This window comes from Pannonibacter sp. (genome assembly GCF_051860505.1).
Classification (GTDB): Bacteria; Pseudomonadota; Alphaproteobacteria; order Rhizobiales; family Stappiaceae; genus Pannonibacter.
This window is the reverse complement of record NZ_JBHYDX010000006.1, coordinates 63,947-80,590: the sequence shown is the minus strand read 5'-3', so window position 1 is coordinate 80,590 and position 16,644 is coordinate 63,947. Positions and strand designations below refer to the sequence as shown.

15 protein-coding genes are annotated in these 16,644 nt (G+C 61.0%); 3 read left to right on the top strand and 12 right to left on the bottom strand.

Features of this window, described 5'->3' with window-relative positions; translation table 11 throughout:
• Positions 1 to 3: 3 nt before the first annotated feature.
• Entirely contained in the window at positions 4 to 1,206 is a 1,203-nt protein-coding gene (locus ACTIFE_RS06030; protein WP_439528259.1) for an aspartate aminotransferase family protein, read from the bottom strand.
• 430 nt (positions 1,207 to 1,636) lie between these two features.
• On the opposite strand from ACTIFE_RS06030, the gene ACTIFE_RS06025 reads away from it, so the two are divergent.
• Positions 1,637 to 2,176 (top strand): GcrA family cell cycle regulator, encoded by a 540-nt coding sequence (locus tag ACTIFE_RS06025; protein WP_439528258.1) that lies wholly within the window; start codon positions 1,637 to 1,639, stop codon positions 2,174 to 2,176.
• A 166-nt stretch (positions 2,177 to 2,342) separates the two neighbouring features.
• Here ACTIFE_RS06025 and phoB read toward each other — a convergent pair whose 3' ends face one another.
• From phoB to ACTIFE_RS05980, 9 genes are all read right to left on the bottom strand, one after another.
• Positions 2,343 to 3,041 (bottom strand): phosphate regulon transcriptional regulator PhoB, encoded by a 699-nt coding sequence (gene phoB, locus ACTIFE_RS06020; RefSeq protein ID WP_106751691.1) that lies wholly within the window; start codon positions 3,039 to 3,041, stop codon positions 2,343 to 2,345.
• A gap of 35 nt (positions 3,042 to 3,076) precedes the next feature.
• Positions 3,077 to 3,787 (bottom strand): phosphate signaling complex protein PhoU, encoded by a 711-nt coding sequence (gene phoU, locus ACTIFE_RS06015; protein WP_439528257.1) that lies wholly within the window; start codon positions 3,785 to 3,787, stop codon positions 3,077 to 3,079.
• A 35-nt stretch (positions 3,788 to 3,822) separates the two neighbouring features.
• Positions 3,823 to 4,620 carry a phosphate ABC transporter ATP-binding protein PstB gene (pstB, locus tag ACTIFE_RS06010; protein ID WP_439528256.1) on the bottom strand — a complete coding sequence of 266 codons (798 nt, stop codon included), beginning with the start codon at positions 4,618 to 4,620 and terminating at the stop codon, positions 3,823 to 3,825.
• Between the two features lie 14 nt (positions 4,621 to 4,634).
• Positions 4,635 to 5,969, bottom strand: a complete 1,335-nt coding sequence (gene pstA / locus ACTIFE_RS06005) for a phosphate ABC transporter permease PstA (RefSeq protein WP_439528255.1) — start codon at positions 5,967 to 5,969, stop codon at positions 4,635 to 4,637.
• Complete coding sequence (gene pstC / locus ACTIFE_RS06000; protein ID WP_439528254.1) at positions 5,966 to 7,426, bottom strand: phosphate ABC transporter permease subunit PstC; 1,461 nt, start codon at positions 7,424 to 7,426, stop codon at positions 5,966 to 5,968. The genes pstA and pstC overlap by 4 nt, the downstream gene beginning before the upstream one ends.
• Positions 7,427 to 7,497: 71 nt before the next feature.
• Positions 7,498 to 8,541, bottom strand: a complete 1,044-nt coding sequence (locus tag ACTIFE_RS05995) for a substrate-binding domain-containing protein (RefSeq protein WP_439528253.1) — start codon at positions 8,539 to 8,541, stop codon at positions 7,498 to 7,500.
• Between the two features lie 272 nt (positions 8,542 to 8,813).
• Entirely contained in the window at positions 8,814 to 9,779 is a 966-nt protein-coding gene (locus tag ACTIFE_RS05990) for a substrate-binding domain-containing protein (RefSeq protein ID WP_439528252.1), read from the bottom strand.
• Between the two features lie 136 nt (positions 9,780 to 9,915).
• Positions 9,916 to 11,265: an ATP-binding protein gene (locus tag ACTIFE_RS05985; RefSeq protein ID WP_439528251.1), complete on the bottom strand. Its 1,350-nt coding sequence runs from the start codon at positions 11,263 to 11,265 to the stop codon at positions 9,916 to 9,918.
• Positions 11,266 to 11,413: 148 nt separating this feature from the next.
• Positions 11,414 to 11,887, bottom strand: coding sequence for an SRPBCC family protein (locus ACTIFE_RS05980; RefSeq protein ID WP_439528250.1), 474 nt, complete (start codon positions 11,885 to 11,887; stop codon positions 11,414 to 11,416).
• A 169-nt stretch (positions 11,888 to 12,056) separates the two neighbouring features.
• On the opposite strand from ACTIFE_RS05980, the gene ACTIFE_RS05975 reads away from it, so the two are divergent.
• Positions 12,057 to 12,968, top strand: coding sequence for an MBL fold metallo-hydrolase (locus ACTIFE_RS05975; protein ID WP_439528249.1), 912 nt, complete (start codon positions 12,057 to 12,059; stop codon positions 12,966 to 12,968).
• Positions 12,969 to 12,976: 8 nt separating this feature from the next.
• Here ACTIFE_RS05975 and ACTIFE_RS05970 read toward each other — a convergent pair whose 3' ends face one another.
• Complete coding sequence (locus tag ACTIFE_RS05970) at positions 12,977 to 13,933, bottom strand: DUF1499 domain-containing protein (protein WP_439528248.1); 957 nt, start codon at positions 13,931 to 13,933, stop codon at positions 12,977 to 12,979.
• A gap of 82 nt (positions 13,934 to 14,015) precedes the next feature.
• A complete protein-coding gene (locus ACTIFE_RS05965; protein WP_439528247.1) occupies positions 14,016 to 14,741 on the bottom strand; it encodes an HAD family hydrolase in 726 nt (241 codons plus the stop codon).
• Between the two features lie 904 nt (positions 14,742 to 15,645).
• On the opposite strand from ACTIFE_RS05965, the gene ACTIFE_RS05960 reads away from it, so the two are divergent.
• Positions 15,646 to 16,620, top strand: a complete 975-nt coding sequence (locus ACTIFE_RS05960) for a magnesium transporter CorA family protein (RefSeq protein ID WP_439528246.1) — start codon at positions 15,646 to 15,648, stop codon at positions 16,618 to 16,620.
• The last annotated feature ends 24 nt before the right edge of the window (positions 16,621 to 16,644 follow it).

Below are 16,644 nucleotides of genomic sequence, written 5' to 3'. Positions count from 1 at the left end.
GTATCAGGCTCCGGCCTTCTCGGCGGCAACGTCTGCCGCGACGGCCTTGGCGGCGGCTTCAATACGGGCGACGGCTTCGCCGATTTCGGCATCGGAGATCGTCAGCGGCGGCAGGATGCGCAACACGTTGTCGCCGGCAGGCACAACCAGCAAGCCGTTGGCACGGACCTTGGCCAATACTTCCGTATTCGGACGCACGCATTTCAGGCCGAGCATCAGGCCGCGCCCACGTGTCTCCTGCAGGACCTCAGGATAAGCGTCGATTACGGCGGCCAGTTGCTGCTTGAACAGAAGCGACTTGCGCTGCACTTCTTCGAGGAAGCCCGGCTCAAGGATCACGTCAAGCACGGCATTGCCGACGGCCATCGCCAGCGGATTGCCGCCGAAGGTGGTGCCGTGAGTGCCCGGCACCATACAGGCGGATGCGGCTTCGGTGGCAAGGCAGGCCCCCATGGGGAAACCGCCGCCAATGCCCTTGGCAACGCCCATCAGATCCGGATGGATGCCAGACCATTCATAGGCGAACAGCTTGCCCGTCCGTCCAACGCCCGTCTGGATCTCGTCGAAGATCAGCAGGATGCCTTCCTCGTCGCAGATCTCACGCAGCTTGCGCAGGAACTCGGCCGGGATCTCGCGAATGCCGCCCTCCCCCTGCACCGGCTCGATGCAGAGCGCAGCCGTGGTCGGACCGATGACGGCCTTCAGCGCGTCGAGGTCGCCAGCGGGAACCTGCAGGAACCCGGGAGCCTTCGGCCCGAAGCCTTCAAGGTACTTTGCCTGGCCGCCGGCTGCGATGGTCGCGATGGTACGGCCATGGAAGGCGCCTTCGAAGGTAATGATGTCGATCCGTTCCGGATGGCCATTGGCATAATGGAAACGACGCGCCGTCTTGAAGCAGGCCTCCATCGCCTCGGCGCCGGAGTTGGTAAAGAACACCCGATCTGCGAAAGTCGCCTCCGTCAGCCGCCGTCCCAGCTTCTCCTGACCCTGCATCTGGTACAGGTTGGAGACATGCCAGAGCTTGTCCGCCTGATCTTTCAGGGCAGCGACAAGATGGGGATGTGAATGACCGAGGGCATTTACGGCAATACCTGAACCACAGTCGAGAAATCGGCGGCCATCCGACGTCTCCAGCCACACGCCTTCTCCACGGACGAAATCAAGTTCCGCCCGAGCGTAGGTGCCGAAAAGTGCCGACGCCGTCATATGCTCAACTCCTCATGCGGGGGTCGGGGCTACTTGCCCCGGAAAACCTCTCCGGTTCAGGGATACGTATTGGGATGCCAAAACGGACTGTGCCGCCCGTGACAGGCGGCACAAGAAACGAGCGACGTTTATACACCGCCCAACGCTGCGCCTGTCAATGCAATTGGCGCGAATCCGCCACTGCCGAGTGTCGCGGACTGGGGGCGGCGTTATCTGGGGAAAAGTCGTTTCGTCCCCGGTTCATGTGCCCCGTCTCCTTGCCTCGCTTTTGGCCGCCATTGTACTGTCCTGTCTGTCGGATACGACATCTCGTGCTGTAGATCACCAAATCATACTGGATATGCCACGTTGGGCGCGGAGCATGCGCGCCTTAACAACTGGTTACTGCCTAAATTTACAATCTACAGCCGGAAACGGCGGGGTGTGACGGATGAGCTGGACTGACGAACGCGTGGAACTGCTGAAGAAGCTCTGGTCGGATGGCCTGAGCGCGAGCCAGATTGCTGCCGAACTCGGCGGGATCACGCGCAATGCGGTGATCGGCAAGGTGCATCGGCTTGGACTGTCCGGACGCGCCAAGGCGGTTGCGCCGACGGCGAAGCCGCGGCGGGCCCGCACACCCGCAAGTGCTGCGCCGTCTGCGCCACGTCCGGCACAGGCACCGGTGGCGCAGAGCCGCGGGGCAACGGCCTTGAAAATGGAACCCATGGAAGAAGCCGCGCTCGACGTCGAGCCGCAGGTGGAACCGATGGCAGAAGTCGTTCCGATCACCGAGCGGGCAACAATCCTGACCCTGACCGAACGCACCTGCAAGTGGCCGATTGGCGATCCAAGCACCCAGGACTTCTACTTTTGCGGTCGCCACTCTGATCCTGGCGTGCCTTATTGCGCGCATCACTGCCGCATCGCCTATCAGCCGGTCAATGATCGCCGGCGCGACAAGGACCGCAAGCAACTCGCTCGCGCCTGATACAGATCTCAGAGGGGGCCAACCAGTCTGTGGTCCCCTCGCCCAGGTTAAGGCCCGCCGGAGCGATCGCCCGGCGGGCCTTTTTCATCTCCTGCGAAAAACGCCGCACACAGCAAAAAGCCCGCACGTGACGGGCTTTCTCGGATCAAGGCACTGGCCGGGTTGATCAGATGGCAACCGCGAACTGGTCGTTGAAGGCGTAGCCTGCGCCGCGCACCGTGCGGATCGGGTCTTTCACCTTGCCCCTGTTTATGGCCTTGCGCAAACGGCCGACGTGCACATCCACCGTCCGCTCGTCCACATACACATCATGGCCCCAGACGCCATCGAGCAATTGCTCACGGGAAAAGACGCGGCCAGGCGAGGTCATCAGGAACTCGAGCAACCGGAACTCGGTCGGGCCGAGATGGATTTCCTTGCCGTTGCGGCGGACCCGATGCGTCTCGCGGTCCAGCTCGATGTCACCGGCGCGGAGCATGGTCGAGACCACCTCCGGACGGGCGCGGCGGAGGATCGCCCGAACACGCGCCATCAGTTCCGGGATCGAGAACGGCTTGACCACATAGTCGTCCGCGCCCGTCGCAAGACCACGGATACGCTCGGCTTCCTCACCGCGGGCCGTGAGCATGATCACAGGAAGACGCTCGGTTTCCGCTCGGGCACGTAGACGTCGGCAAAGTTCGATGCCCGACAGGCCCGGCAGCATCCAGTCGAGAAGCAGCAGGTCCGGCTGGCTTTCGCGCAGCCGGATTTCAGCTTCATCCCCGCGAGCACAGGACTCGACGGAGTAACCTTCAGCTTCCAGGTTGTAACGCAACAACAGGCTCAAGGGCTCTTCGTCTTCAACGATCAGAACCTTAGGCATTCACACGCTCCAGCAAACAGACGCGGGGACCCGCGTCAGGCATTCTCGAGATCGGCAAGGCCGGTTTCGTCGATCTTGCGGCGGGCTTCCAGCAACTGGTTGCCGGTGACCATGAAGTAGACGTTTTCCGCAATGTTGGTCGCGTGATCGCCGATGCGCTCGATGTTCTTGGCGCAGAACAGGAGATGCGCGCACTGGGTGATCTTGCGCGGATCTTCCATCATGTATGTCAAGAGTTCCCGGAACAGCGAGGTGTAGATTGCATCCACCTCGTCATCGCGTTCGCGAACGGTCTGTGCCGCCACGGCGTCGTGACTGGTGTAGGCATCCAGAACTGCCTTCAGCTGGTTCAGCGCCAGCTCAGCCATGTGCTCGACGCCGAAAGCGGCCTTCTTCGAGTTGAAGTCGCCATCGATGGCGATGACGCGCTTGGCGATGTTCTTGGCCAGATCGCCGACGCGCTCAAGGTCGTTGGCGATACGTCCGGCCGCCATGATCTCGCGCAGGTCCTGGCCCATCGGCTGGCGCAGGGCGACGATGCGGATGAACTTGGCTTCGATTTCCTGCTGCAACTCGTCGAGACGGGCGTCCTGCAGGATCGTCTTGTGCGCTTTCTCCAGATCCTGCGACAGCAGCGCTGTCACGGCGTCATTCACCAGCGCTTCGGCAAGGCCGCCCATCTCGGCGACCCGGCCGGCCAGCGCGCGCAGTTCTTCATCATAGGAACTGACGGTATGCTCGGACATGTTCAAATCCTTCTCGCGTTGGAGGACCAGAGGACTCAGCCGAAACGGCCAGTGATATAGTCCTGCGTACGCTTGTCCTGCGGGTTCGTGAAGATGTCCTGCGTTGCGCCTTCCTCGACAAGATTGCCAAGGTGGAAGAACGCGGTGCGCTGGGACACGCGGGCGGCCTGCTGCATCGAGTGGGTCACGATCACAATGGTGTAGTTCGCGCGCAACTCATCGATGAGCTCTTCCACCTTCGCCGTCGCAATCGGATCCAGCGCCGAGCAGGGCTCGTCCATCAGGATCACTTCCGGGCTCACGGCAATGGCGCGGGCGATGCAGAGGCGCTGCTGCTGGCCACCGGACAGGCCCGTACCACCTTCATCAAGGCGATCCTTCACCTCGTTCCAGAGGCCTGCCTTCTGCAGGCTGGCCGAGACAACTTCGTCCAGTTCGGCCTTGGTCCGGGTCAGGCCATGAATACGCGGGCCGTAGGCGACGTTTTCATAGATCGACTTCGGGAACGGGTTCGGCTTCTGGAACACCATGCCGACCTTGGCCCGCAGTTGGACCGGGTCAACGCGCGGATCATAGATGTTTTCGCCGTCGATGGAGATATTGCCTTCGACACGGCAGATGTCGATCGTGTCATTCATGCGGTTCAGCGTCCGCAGGAATGTCGACTTGCCACAGCCCGACGGGCCGATGAAAGCCGTTACGGAACACGGTTGAATGTTGATGTTCACGTCCTTGATGGCGTGCTTTTCGCCGTAATAGACCTGAACGTTGTTCGCGACGATCTTGTGCTGGGCGAGGTCCACATCATTCTCCAGATTTACAGAAACGTTCATCGGATGTCCCCTTCTTACCAACGGCGTTCAAAGCGGCGACGCAGGACGATCGCGACCAGGTTCATGACAACAAGGAATATCAGCAGGACGATAATCGCGCCGGAGGCTCGCTCCACGAAGGCGGGGTCACCACGCTGCGTCCAGTTATAGACCTGCACCGGCAGGGCTGCGGCCGGATCAAGGAAGCCTTCAGGCGGGGCACCCGGGAAGCTTCGGACGAACGACACCATGCCGATGAGCAACAGCGGAGCGGTTTCGCCGAGCGCCTGTGCCAGACCGATAATCGTCCCGGTCAGGATGCCAGGGGCAGCCAGCGGCAGCACGTGATGGAAGATCGACTGCATCTTCGACGCACCCACACCCAGGGCGGCATCGCGAATGCTCGGCGGCACAGCTCTCAGGGCCGCGCGGGTCGCGATGATGATCGTCGGCAGGGTCATCAGGGTCAGCACGAGGCCACCAACCAGGGAGGCCGATTGCGGCATACCCATGAAATTGATGAACACCGCAAGGCCGAGAATACCGAACACGATCGACGGAACCGCCGCCAGATTCGAGATGTTCACCTCGATCAGGTCGGTGAACTTGTTCTTCGGTGCGAATTCCTCGAGATAGATTGAGGCAGCCACGCCGATCGGAACAGCCAGGACGAGAACGATCAGCATCATATAGGCCGAGCCGATGAAGGCGATCCCGAGACCCGCAGCTTCCGGACGAAGATCAGAAGCATCCGGTCCGAAGAAGAAGTCCCAGTTGAAGCCGCTCGTCAGAATGCCTGCGTCCTGCATCCGCTCGGCAAGTAACAACTGACCTGGCGTGATGTTGCTGTCGAGCTTCGCACTCTCCAGGGTTACGCGCCCCTTGAAATAGCCATCAACGCGACCGTTCGCATAGGTCTTGAACTTCATCGTCTGACCGACGAGTGACGGATCGGCCAGGACCATGTTGCGCAAAGTCGCAGGCGCTTCCTTTGACAGAAGATCAAAGATCTCCTTGTCATTGACGTCAGCGGTGTCAACCTTGTCCCGCTCAAGCTGCTCCATCAAAGCAGACCTGAGCACATTACCGTAACCGACAGTACTGACCTTCTTGAGTTCCTCGACATCCCGTGTGCCGGACTTGTCGAGCACGCTGGCTGTCAAGGGCACATCAATCGTGATGAAGGCCTGGCTGAACGAACCGAGGCCACTCGCGAGCACCGACCACAGCAGGATAACGAGCGCCACCAGGCCGACAATAACTGCCGACAGGCCATAGAGACGGAAGCGCTGCTCGGCTGCATTGCGACGGCGCGTGCGCGCGTCGGGATTGTAGATCGACTTCGTCGGAGAAATGGCGACATCGGTCATTCGTATTGCTCCCGATACTTGCGGACGATGTAAAGCGCCACCACGTTGAGACCCAGGGTAAAGATGAAAAGGGTCAGCCCGAGTGCGAAGGCAACCAACGTCTCAGGCGAGGCGAATTCTGTATCGCCGGTGAGCTGACTGACAATCTTCACAGTGACGGTGGTCATGGCCTCGAGAGGGTTGAGGCCGAGTTTTGCTGCCGCACCAGCACCCATGACAACGATCATGGTCTCGCCGATAGCCCGGCTTGCAGCCAGGAGGATCGCTCCAACGATGCCTGGCAAAGCGGCTGGCATCACGACCTGACGGATGGTCTCGGAACGCGTGGAACCAAGCCCGTAGGCGCCATCCCGGAGCGACTGCGGAACAGCGTTGATGATGTCATCGGACAAGGATGACACGAACGGGATCAGCATGATCCCCATCACGATCCCCGCTGTCAGAACCGACGAGGAGCTGTTTCCAAGACCAAGCGGCTGGGCGAAATAGTCGCGCAGGAAAGGTCCGACCGTAATCAGCGCAAACAGACCGTAGACGATGGTCGGAATGCCGGCCAGCAGTTCCAGAAGCGGCTTGGCGACCGAGCGCATCGGCTTGGATGCGTATTCCGCCATGTAGATCGCAGCGAACAGCCCGATCGGCACGGCAAACAGCAGTGCCACGAGGGACACGTAGAACGTACCCCAGAGCAGCGGCAGGATACCGAGTTCGGATCCACCACGGAACTGCGGGTTCCAGACAAGACCAAAGAAGAAATCTGCGGCCGAGTGCATCTGGAAGAAATTGTAGGTCTCAAAGACCAGTGAAAACACGATACCGAATGTCGTCAACACCGCTACAAGCGAGGCAGCGATCAACATGACGACGGTAAATTTTTCGGACGCGTTGCGAGCGCGATAGTCCTTGCTGATCCGGGACAATGACCAGAACAGGCCACCGATTGCCACGGCAATGACCACAATGGTCATGAACAGTCGGGAGGTGTTGGAATAGTCTCGGTAGGCTTTGGCAGCCTCAAACACCTCCGGCCCGACATCAGAGCCGAGAGCGACCCCGGCCTCGGCCATGCGGCTCCGAACATTGCTGAAATCAGCCCGCATCTGGCTGATATCAGCTTCGGACAGGGCACCATTGGCCGACAGAACTTCAAGCCCTTCTGCAATGCGGCGGACATCCGTCATCACCAGCGTCATTGCGGTGCCATCGGCAACGATCGAGCCGACGAGGCTTTCGGAGGACATCCGTTCGATCAGCAGAGGGGCAAGGAACAGCCACAGGCCTGTCAACACCAGGGCCGGAACTGCAGTGAACAGGAAAACGACCTGGCCGTAGTGCCCGGGCAGCGAGTGCAATGCCCGCTTGTCACCGCCGACGAGCCCGAGAGCGCGTCTGCGACCAGCAACAGCCCCGAGAATGGCCAGCACGATAACGATGAGAAGAAGGGCGCCGAGGCTCATTGGCTATCCAATCCATGAGAAAATGGGTGGCGCTTCAGCGCCACCCTGGACTTTCGGTACGCCAGGTCCGCTTAGTTGAGCGGGCCCATCACGACTTCGTCGGCAACTGCCTTCTGGGTCGCAGCCAGTTCCGGGTCGGAAACGAGGCCATACTGAGCGAGCGGGCCATTCGGGCCAGCGATGTCGTCAGACATGAAGAACTCGACGTATTCCTTCAGGCCCGGGATGACGCCGATGTGCGCCTTCTTGACGTAGAAATACAGCGGACGCGAGACCGGGTACTCACCCTTGGCAATGGTCTCGACGCTCGGCAGAACGCCGCCCATGGTTGCGACCTGGAGCTTGTCGGTGTTGTTCTGGTAGAACGACAGGCCGAACACGCCGATGCCCTGCTGGTTGGCAGCAACGCGAGCCAGGGTCTCGGTGTAGTCACCGTCGATGTCGATGGAGACGCCATCGGTACGAAGTGCCATGCAGCCCTTGGCAGCGGCCTTGTCGCCGTTGGCGGCAGCGATCAGAGCTTCTTCAACGCCATTGGCCTTGCAGCCAGCGTGCAGAACCTTTTCGTCGAACACTTCGCGGGTGCCGTGCTTGGTGCCCGGGATGAAGGCGAGGATGTCCTGAGCCGGCAGGTCGGCGCGGACGTCGCTCCACTTCTTGTTCGGGTTGGCAACGAGCTTGCCATCTACCAAGACCTGAGCGGCCAGAGCGGAGTGCCAGTCAGCCGGGGTGAACTCGAACTTGTTACCCTTGATGTCCGAAGCGAAGACGATGCCGTCATAGCCGAAGCGGACTTCCATGATGTCCGTCACGCCGTTCTTGGCGCACAGCTCGATGTCAGACTTGCTGATACGGCTGGACGAGTTGGCGATGTCGATGGTGTTCTCACCAACGCCTTCGCACAGCTTCTTACGGCCAGCACCCGAACCGCCGGATTCCACGACCGGGGTCGGGAAGTCAGTGTTTTCGCCGAACGCTTCAGCAACGATCGAGGCGTAGGGGAGAACGGTGGAGGAACCAGCGATCTGGACCTGGTCGCGGGCCTGAGCGACACCAGCAACGGCAGTAGCAGCAACCGCGATGGCCGCCACGCTAACGAGAGACTTAAACTTCACTTGACCACTCCCTTCGAATGTCAAGGTTTCTAGATCACCACCAGATCCTGTTAAGAACCTAGGCGATGGGCGGACCATAGGTCGGCGTGATGTGACTCGTATGACACTTGCATATCAATTTCATGACACTACAATTAATTGGATTTATTTGGTTTTCTGCTTCAAGCCGCACGGATCCAGTCGTCTGTATGACGCTTTTGTGCCGAGACGGAAACCATCCGGACCCTGTCCAGATTGCGTATGCCAAAAGCTGAAACAACCGCCGCCCTGTATCAATTTCCGGCAAGGACGGGGGCGATACGGATGCGCTGCTCGTTCCGCTCCGCGTCGGGAAGCGGGATGAGGCCTTTCTCCTTCAGGTAACCGGATGGCCCCCAGGCCTCTTCCCGCGTCAATTCGGACACATAGTCCGCAATGGCGGGGACATTGCCGACATGCTCCAGTTTGACATAGATGAACAGCGGGCGGGCCAGCGGATAACTGCCATTGGCGATATTGGCGAAGTCCGGCTCAATGCCCTGGATCAACGCTCCCTTGAGGTGGCTCGTATTCTTGTTCAGGAACGAGAACCCGAAAATACCGAGCGCCTTGGGATTGGCATCGAGAAACTGCACGATCAGGTCATCATTCTCGCCCGTGTCGAGAAACGCCCCGTCTTCCCGGATTGCATGGCAGGCCTTGCCCTTGAGACCAAGTTTCGCGGCGTCTTCAATCAGCGCACAGCCGCCTTCCATGGCCATTTCCACGAAGGCGTCGCGGGTTCCAGACGTTGGCGGGGGGCCTAGAACCTCGATCGGGCTGTCGGGAAGGGCTGGATCAATCTGCGACCATGTCCGGTAGGGATTGTCCACCAGCGTGCCATCAACCGGCACCTTGGCCGCCAGCGACAGGAAGATCTGCCGAAGTGTCAGGTTGAAATCCGGCGCATCCTTGTAATTGGCAACAACGATGCCGTCATAGCCGATCTTCAGTTCGGCTGCGGTGACGCCGTTGGCGGCACAGAACTTGGCTTCAGAAGCCTTTATCGCCCGTGACGCGTTGGTAATGTCCGGAGTCTGTGGGCCGGTTCCGGCACAGAATATCTCCATCCCGCCGCCGGTTCCGGTCGATTCCACAATCGGCATCATGATCTTGCCCGACATGCCGATGCGTTCTGCGACCGTCTTCGAGAACGGAAACACCGTCGAGGACCCGACGATCTGGAGTTGTTGACGTTCGAAGGCAGCAGCCGATGCCATCCCGCAAAGCCCCAGAATCCCAACAAGTCCGAGTTTGATACCAGCAGCGTACACCCCACACTCCTGTCTGCCATTGCCCTTGCCAGACAGATATCGCAACTCGTTGAGACTAATGTGACAAAGCGGCGCGCTTCTCTTAGCCGGCAATGCGACCCGACGGTCTGTCCGCCGGCGGCACAGGTTCTGGAAAGGTAACAGCAAACCGGGCCCCTTCGCCTGGTCGGCTGTCAATATCCAGCCGCGCCCTGTGCCGGGTCAGGATATGCTTGACGATGGCGAGCCCCAGGCCGGTGCCCTTCATTGCCCGGCTCGATGCGACATCGACCCGGTAGAACCGCTCCGTCAGACGGGGCAGGTGTTCAGGCGCGATGCCTTCGCCGTAATCCTTCACCGCCAGACACCAGCCGCTCGGCTTGCCCGTCTCGATCGAGATATCGATCCGCTTGCCGATGCTGCCGTATTTCAACCCATTCTCGATCAGGTTCTCGGCAACCTGGATGAGTTCGTCGCGATCCCCGCGCACGAGAACTTCACCGGCAGGAGCCGTCAGGCCGATCTCGAGATCCAGTTCCCGTGCCAGCGGCGAAAGGGCATCCATCGTGTGCCGGACGATCTCGGCCAGGTCGACCTGCGTTTCCGGCCGGACATGGGCTTTGAGCTCGATCCGCGACAGGGAGAGAATATCGTCGATCAGCCGGCGCATCCGGTTGGCCTGATCAAGCATGATGGCCAGAAACCGTTCCCGCGCCACTGCATCTTCCTTGGCCGGTCCCTGCAGCGTCTCGATGAAGCCGGTCAGGGAGGCCAGCGGTGTGCGCAGTTCATGGCTGGCGTTGGCGACGAAATCCGTGCGCATCCGCTCAAGCCGGCGCTGTTCGGTCAGATCCCGGATGGCAACCAGAAGGAAATCCGGATTGCCGCCGGTTGCGGTCGCGCCATTGGCCGCAGGCATGTGGATCGGTGCAATGCTGGCCTCGAACCAGGATTCCGTCGGCACCTTTTCGGCCCACTCGATCCGCTCCACCGTGCCGTTGGTGCGGGCCCGGTCGAAGGCCTCGAGCAGCGACGGCGCGCGCAGGCCGAACGACACCGGATCTCCGGGCCTGACGCCGCTGTAGCGGGCCCGAGCCACAGTGTTGACATAGCGGGTGATCCCGCGCCCATCGACCAGGAAACAGGGCATCGACAGCGCATCCACCGTCACCTTCATTCCGGTGCCTGGCCACAGGCGCCTTTGCTCGCGGCGGTCATCCAGCAGGATTGCAGGTGGCAGCAGTCCGGGGCGTGGCGTGACAAGGACAATGACCAGGAGCAGTGCCGCAGCGGCGAGCACAGCGGGAACCGGCACCCCATAAACGGCGACGGCAAGCCCCATCAACAGCAGGACAGCAAACAGCAGCCACTTTACATCGAGAACTCTGCGCAAGGGAGACGCCACAGGACCGCTACGCGGCGCAGGTTCGGTCACTTCGGTATTGTCGGCCATGGCACTCTCCGGCGCCTCCTCCCGGCTCTTGAGACTGGTGCAAAACTGAACCGGCCAAATAACACAGCGCAGATGTCAGTTGCGCGACAATTGCCCCGTCAATCCACACGCGCGCAATAAGGTGGCTCACCAAATCCTGCGTCTGGACTCAGCGCCGCCTGGCCATCGCCGCCAACCTGGCAAGGCAAAGCGGCCAACCGGCCGGTGAGGCCATCTGGGCCCGGTACTTGTCCGCACTTTCGCCGTGACGGATGAAGTCCGTATGAACCAGTTCCAGCCGCGTTGCCTCGCCTGCTTCGCGGAAGGACATCATCACGCGACTGGCCGCCGCAGGATCGGCAATGGTCTGGCGGTCCGGCGTAATCTGCCAGGCGAGGCGCAGATACAGCGGTTGCTCGATTGACAGCACGGTGCCCCAGACGATGCGTGTCCCGCCCCGGTCCTGCTCGTAGCATTGGCCGCCGAGGTGGGGATCGATGCCGATATCATCGAGGCTGTCACCCAGAAACGTGTATTCGCGTGGCCACCAGGCCGCGAACCGCTCAACCACCAGTTCAAAGGCTTGTGGCCGGGCGAGCGGTAACACGACTTCAAGGGATATGGACTGCTCGGGATTGGACATGGTCTATTGCCGCCGGTTTCGTGTTCACGGGCCCGCCAGACGGGCGCGTCTTCAAGGCCCCGAACCTAACCAAGGCACATTACCGATTCACGGCAGTTCGGCAATGGCGCAGGCCGGCAACCGGGTTTTCCGGTTGTCGGCAGCCTCGTTTCGCCCCGGAGTGACCCAGATGCCCAGGCTCGTCCACGACCTTCATTTCGATCCCGCCTATGGCACGGCTGTTGAGGTTCTGCCTGGCATCCGGCGGCTGACCGCAGCCAATCCCGGCCCCTTCACCTTTCACGGCACCAACACCTATCTCGTGGGAACACAGGATCTTGCCGTAATCGACCCAGGCCCTGACGATGACGCCCACATCGCGGCTATTCTCCGGGCAGCCGGCGGTGCGCGAATCAGCGCGATCCTCGTCAGCCACACGCACAAGGATCATTCACCGGCTGCCCGCCCCCTGGCGCATCGCACCGGAGCAAAGATCATCGGCTGCAGACCGCATCACAGCGCCCGCGATCTGGCACTGGGGGAAATCAATCCGCTTGATGCCAGTTCTGACCGGGAGTTCCGGGCGGATGAGGAACTTGCCGACGGGGCGGAACTGCATCTTGCCTCCGGGCGGTTCGTCGCCGTTGCAACGCCAGGACACACGGCAAACCACCTTGCCTTTGCCCTTCCGGACGAGAATGTCCTGTTCTCCGCTGATCACGTCATGGCCTGGTCGACATCCATCGTTGCACCACCGGACGGATCGATGCAGGACTATCTGGAGTCACTCGATGTCCTGCTGCAGCGCCCCGAGGCAACCTACCTTCCCGGACATGGCACCATGCTGCGCGCGGCGCATGACTATGTGGCAGCCCTGAAAGACCACAGGCTTCGGCGGGAGGCCGCAGTCCTTGCCGTCCTTGGCGACGTTCCCCTGTCGGTTCCGCAGATCGTGGATGCTGTCTATGTCGGCCTTGAGTCATCCCTGAAGGGCGCAGCGGCCCTGTCGGTGCTTGCACAACTGGAGCGCCTGATCGCACTGGGTCTGGTTCAACCTGGCCACGACGGCGGTCTGTCGGACCACTACATCAGAGCCGAATGACGCCTCAGTCACCCCTGCGGCAGGTCTTCCTCGTAAATCTCGTCGAACTCACCAGGCAGGGCCCCAGGGACTGGCGGCACTGCCGCCGGCTTCATCGACGGCAAGGGCACGGCTCCTGCTCCAGCGGACTGCGGCTCTCCGGTGAGCAAAGGCAGTTCTTCCACCACAGTGGCAGCCGCCTCCTCCGCCGTCACTGTGAGCTTTGCGATGTCGCCATAGGCTTCGGTCAAGGTCTCGTCGAGAGCCCGGTAAAACCCGCGAATGCGCCAGGCGTTAAGCCCGAGATCATGGGTCGGCAATTCACTCCGCGCCCTGACATCAAGCAATGCGCCTGTGCGGTCCGGGCGAACCCGGATGGTCAGGTCGCTCGCAATTGCCACCACCGGCACATGTGTCTTGGCTTCAATCAGGGTCGGCGCGTCCCGCATGTCCGGCGGCAGTTCGGCAAGGACAGTCCATCGTTCCTTTTCAATGACCTTGAGGACCGCCGCATGCAGATCTGACGGACTGATGCGGAAGCGCCGGGAGACGATATCCGGATAGGCAACACGCTGCAGTTCTTCGCGGACGGCGGCGGCGGCGCTTTGGGTCGCACGCTCGCCTGCAAACGAAGGCGGATCACGCAGATCGGTGCTGACATCGGTCAGCGGCGGAAATGCTGCGGTGGCGGCCAGCACAGCGCCTGCAGGAGCAAGCATGATCAGACCATAGAACAGGCCACGGACGGCATCGGCAACACCGATCCCCCCCCTGTTCCACCAGTTCGTAATCGCGATGCAACTCATCGCGACACCGGTGAGGCCGAGAACGACGGCAGCCAGAAGCGTATTGGCCAGGTCCTGCGCGCCAATAACGCCGGCCCGATGGGCCAGAACGCCCGCCAGCAAAGTCGGCATGCCAAGCGCCGCGATGAAGCGGGCGGCACGTGCCAGTTCGGAACGGCGGACTGGATATCTCTTGCGCAATCGGCCCCCTCCGGCTGCCTGAGCCTGCAAGGGCGCATCCTAGCCGAACGTTGGGCAAATACCAGACAGAAGGGCCGGCGGATCAGGCTTCCATTCGATCAAGCCAGTCGAGAAGATCATCAAGACCATCAAAAACATGGTCGGCATGTGGCGCCAGAACAGACGCGCCTACAGTGCCGGTTGTGACGGCAACGCGGCGCACACCGGCATTTCGGCCAGCGTGCATGTCGTGCAGGCTGTCGCCGACCAGGGCGATCTCATGCGGCGCCAGGCCGGTCTCCCGGCTGAAGGCCAGGATCATGCCCGGCTCAGGCTTCGGGCCATGGCCACTGTCATAGCCGAAGACATGGGCAAAGCAGTCGCTGAGGCCGAGCGCTTCCATCTGGGCGCGGGCGGCGGCTTCCGTATCATTGGTCGCGATGCCGAGGACATAGCCGGCTGCGTGCAACGTGCGGATCGTGGGTTCGAGCGTTGCAAACGGGGCAAGGCTTTCAAGGCCAAAGCGGAAGAGATGTGCTTCCATCTCCATCAGCAACGCCCGGGTGTCCGACACGCCGAGCACGCGGGCCCACTCATCCAGCACGGTATCATTTGCGCCAGCGACAAAGGGCGAGTTCGGGTCGAACAGCCCTTCTTTCAGGTCGAAACCGCTGATGCGGGCAAGTTCCCCTTTCAGGACAACATCACCTTCGGCCATTGTCTCGAGCAGGCGACCGAATGCAGGTGACCAGGTTTGCTGGAAATCGATGAGGGTGCCATCCTTGTCAAAGAGGATCGCCTTGATCGCCGTCTGCGGGCGTGCACTCATGAACCGTCTCCGGGGCGGCGGGTCCTGTGACCGGCCGCCGCATCGTCTTCGTGTTCCCTGCTGCCACGGACCGGCTTTGGGCGCTTGAGAGCGGCCACGGCTCCGGTGACGTCAGGCACCGACGATTCATCCGCCGGGTAAGGGAAACAGCCACGCCCATTGCAATTGCGCAAGCCCATGCAGACGATTCGCCGCGTCAACAGGGCTGAGAACAACACAAGCTCGTGGATACTGCTCCTTGCGCGGCCATTTGGCGCCTCGATCCACATGACGATGCCCTTTGCAAAGAACCGGCGGAACTCCGGCAAGACAAGACCACGAATGGACACATGAATTGTTCAAGCGCCCGGGAACGTGCCGCTGGTCACGCAACGGAGACGTTCTGTCACGAAAGTTCAAGCCGATGTCGCTGTTTCACTCTTTTCGCCGGCTTTGCTTGAGAGTATGAGTTAACCAAGCGTCACCTCTACCGTGTGAAGCTTGGGATCCGTGTTAATTTTCAGTAGTTTGCACTGCAAAAGAAACACGCGCCCGAAGCGCTGGCCATAAGGCCGCCGCAATCGAAGCGCAGCAGTTCTCCTGTCAACGCCCCCTAACCGGATATTCGTTCATGTCGAGCGCAACCGAGAAGAAACCAGAGACTGCCCCGAACCTCGTGCAACAATACAAGCCTGTCGCTATTCAGGCCGTATCGGCTGCCATGTGCGTGAAGTCTGCCGGGACCGCCAAGCGCTAACCGGCCTTGCAACTGCCCCGGCGCCAGGCAGTCCGCTGCCTGCGCCGGAGGGCTGCGCGCCAACAGCCCCTCCCTTTACTTTGCTGACAAATCAATAACTTCGGCTTGGCGGAAGTCTGTTCCCATGGCATGGTCCGGCAAGTTGATATTGCCGGCGGAGCCAGGGACATGATCATCGTCTATACGCCGACCACAAACGGCTTTGCCCGATCAGAGGTTCCCTCCGGCGGCAACATTCCGATGACGGCGGTCTGGATCGACCTGTTCAACCCGACCCACGAGGAACAGCTTGCCGCCGAGCACATGATGGGGGCCGAGATCCCGACCCGCGAGGAAATCGCTTCCATCGAGACATCCGAGCGGCTTTATGACGAGCCAGGGGCCATTGTCATGACAGGCCTGCTGCCGATGGCAGCGCGCACGCCGGACCCAAAGCTCTCCTCCGTCACCTTCGTCCTCAGCGCCAAGCGCCTGGTCACCGTGCGCTATGGTGAGCCGCAGTCGATCGTCAATTGTTCCCGCAAAGTGCAAAGTGATCCCACCATTCCTCGCAATGGACCGGGGGTTCTTTTCGTGATGCTCGACATCATCATCGATCGCTGCGCCGATGTGCTGGAGGAAGCGTCAGATTCCTTCGACAAGATGTCGGTCAAGGTGTTCGAGGAAGGGCTGAGTTCACGCAAGGCTGACACCTATCGCGCCGCAATCCGCATGCAAGGCCGCATCGGCCTGCAGGTTGCCCGCATGCATGACGTCTGCGCCAGCCTGCTGCGCCTGTTCCTGTTTCTTGCCAGCAGGGCGCAGCGGGTCGGCCTGACCGATGAACAGACCGCCGCCTGCAAGACCTACGGCCGTGACATCCAGTCGATCAAGGAACATGCCGACGCACTCGACACCAAACTGAGCTTCCTGCTGGACGCGACTGTCGGCCTCGTCAATCTGGAGCAGAACCAGATCATCAAGATCTTCTCGGTTCTTGCCGTCATCTTCATGCCGCCGACCCTGATCGCCTCGATCTACGGCATGAACTTCGAGGGCATGCCCGAGCTGAAGTGGGAGTATGGCTATCCCTATTCGCTCGGCCTGATGGTGGTCTCGGTCGGCCTTACCTTCCTCTATTTCCGCATGAAGAAACTGCTCTGAGACCGCAGGGACCGAGCAGCTTCG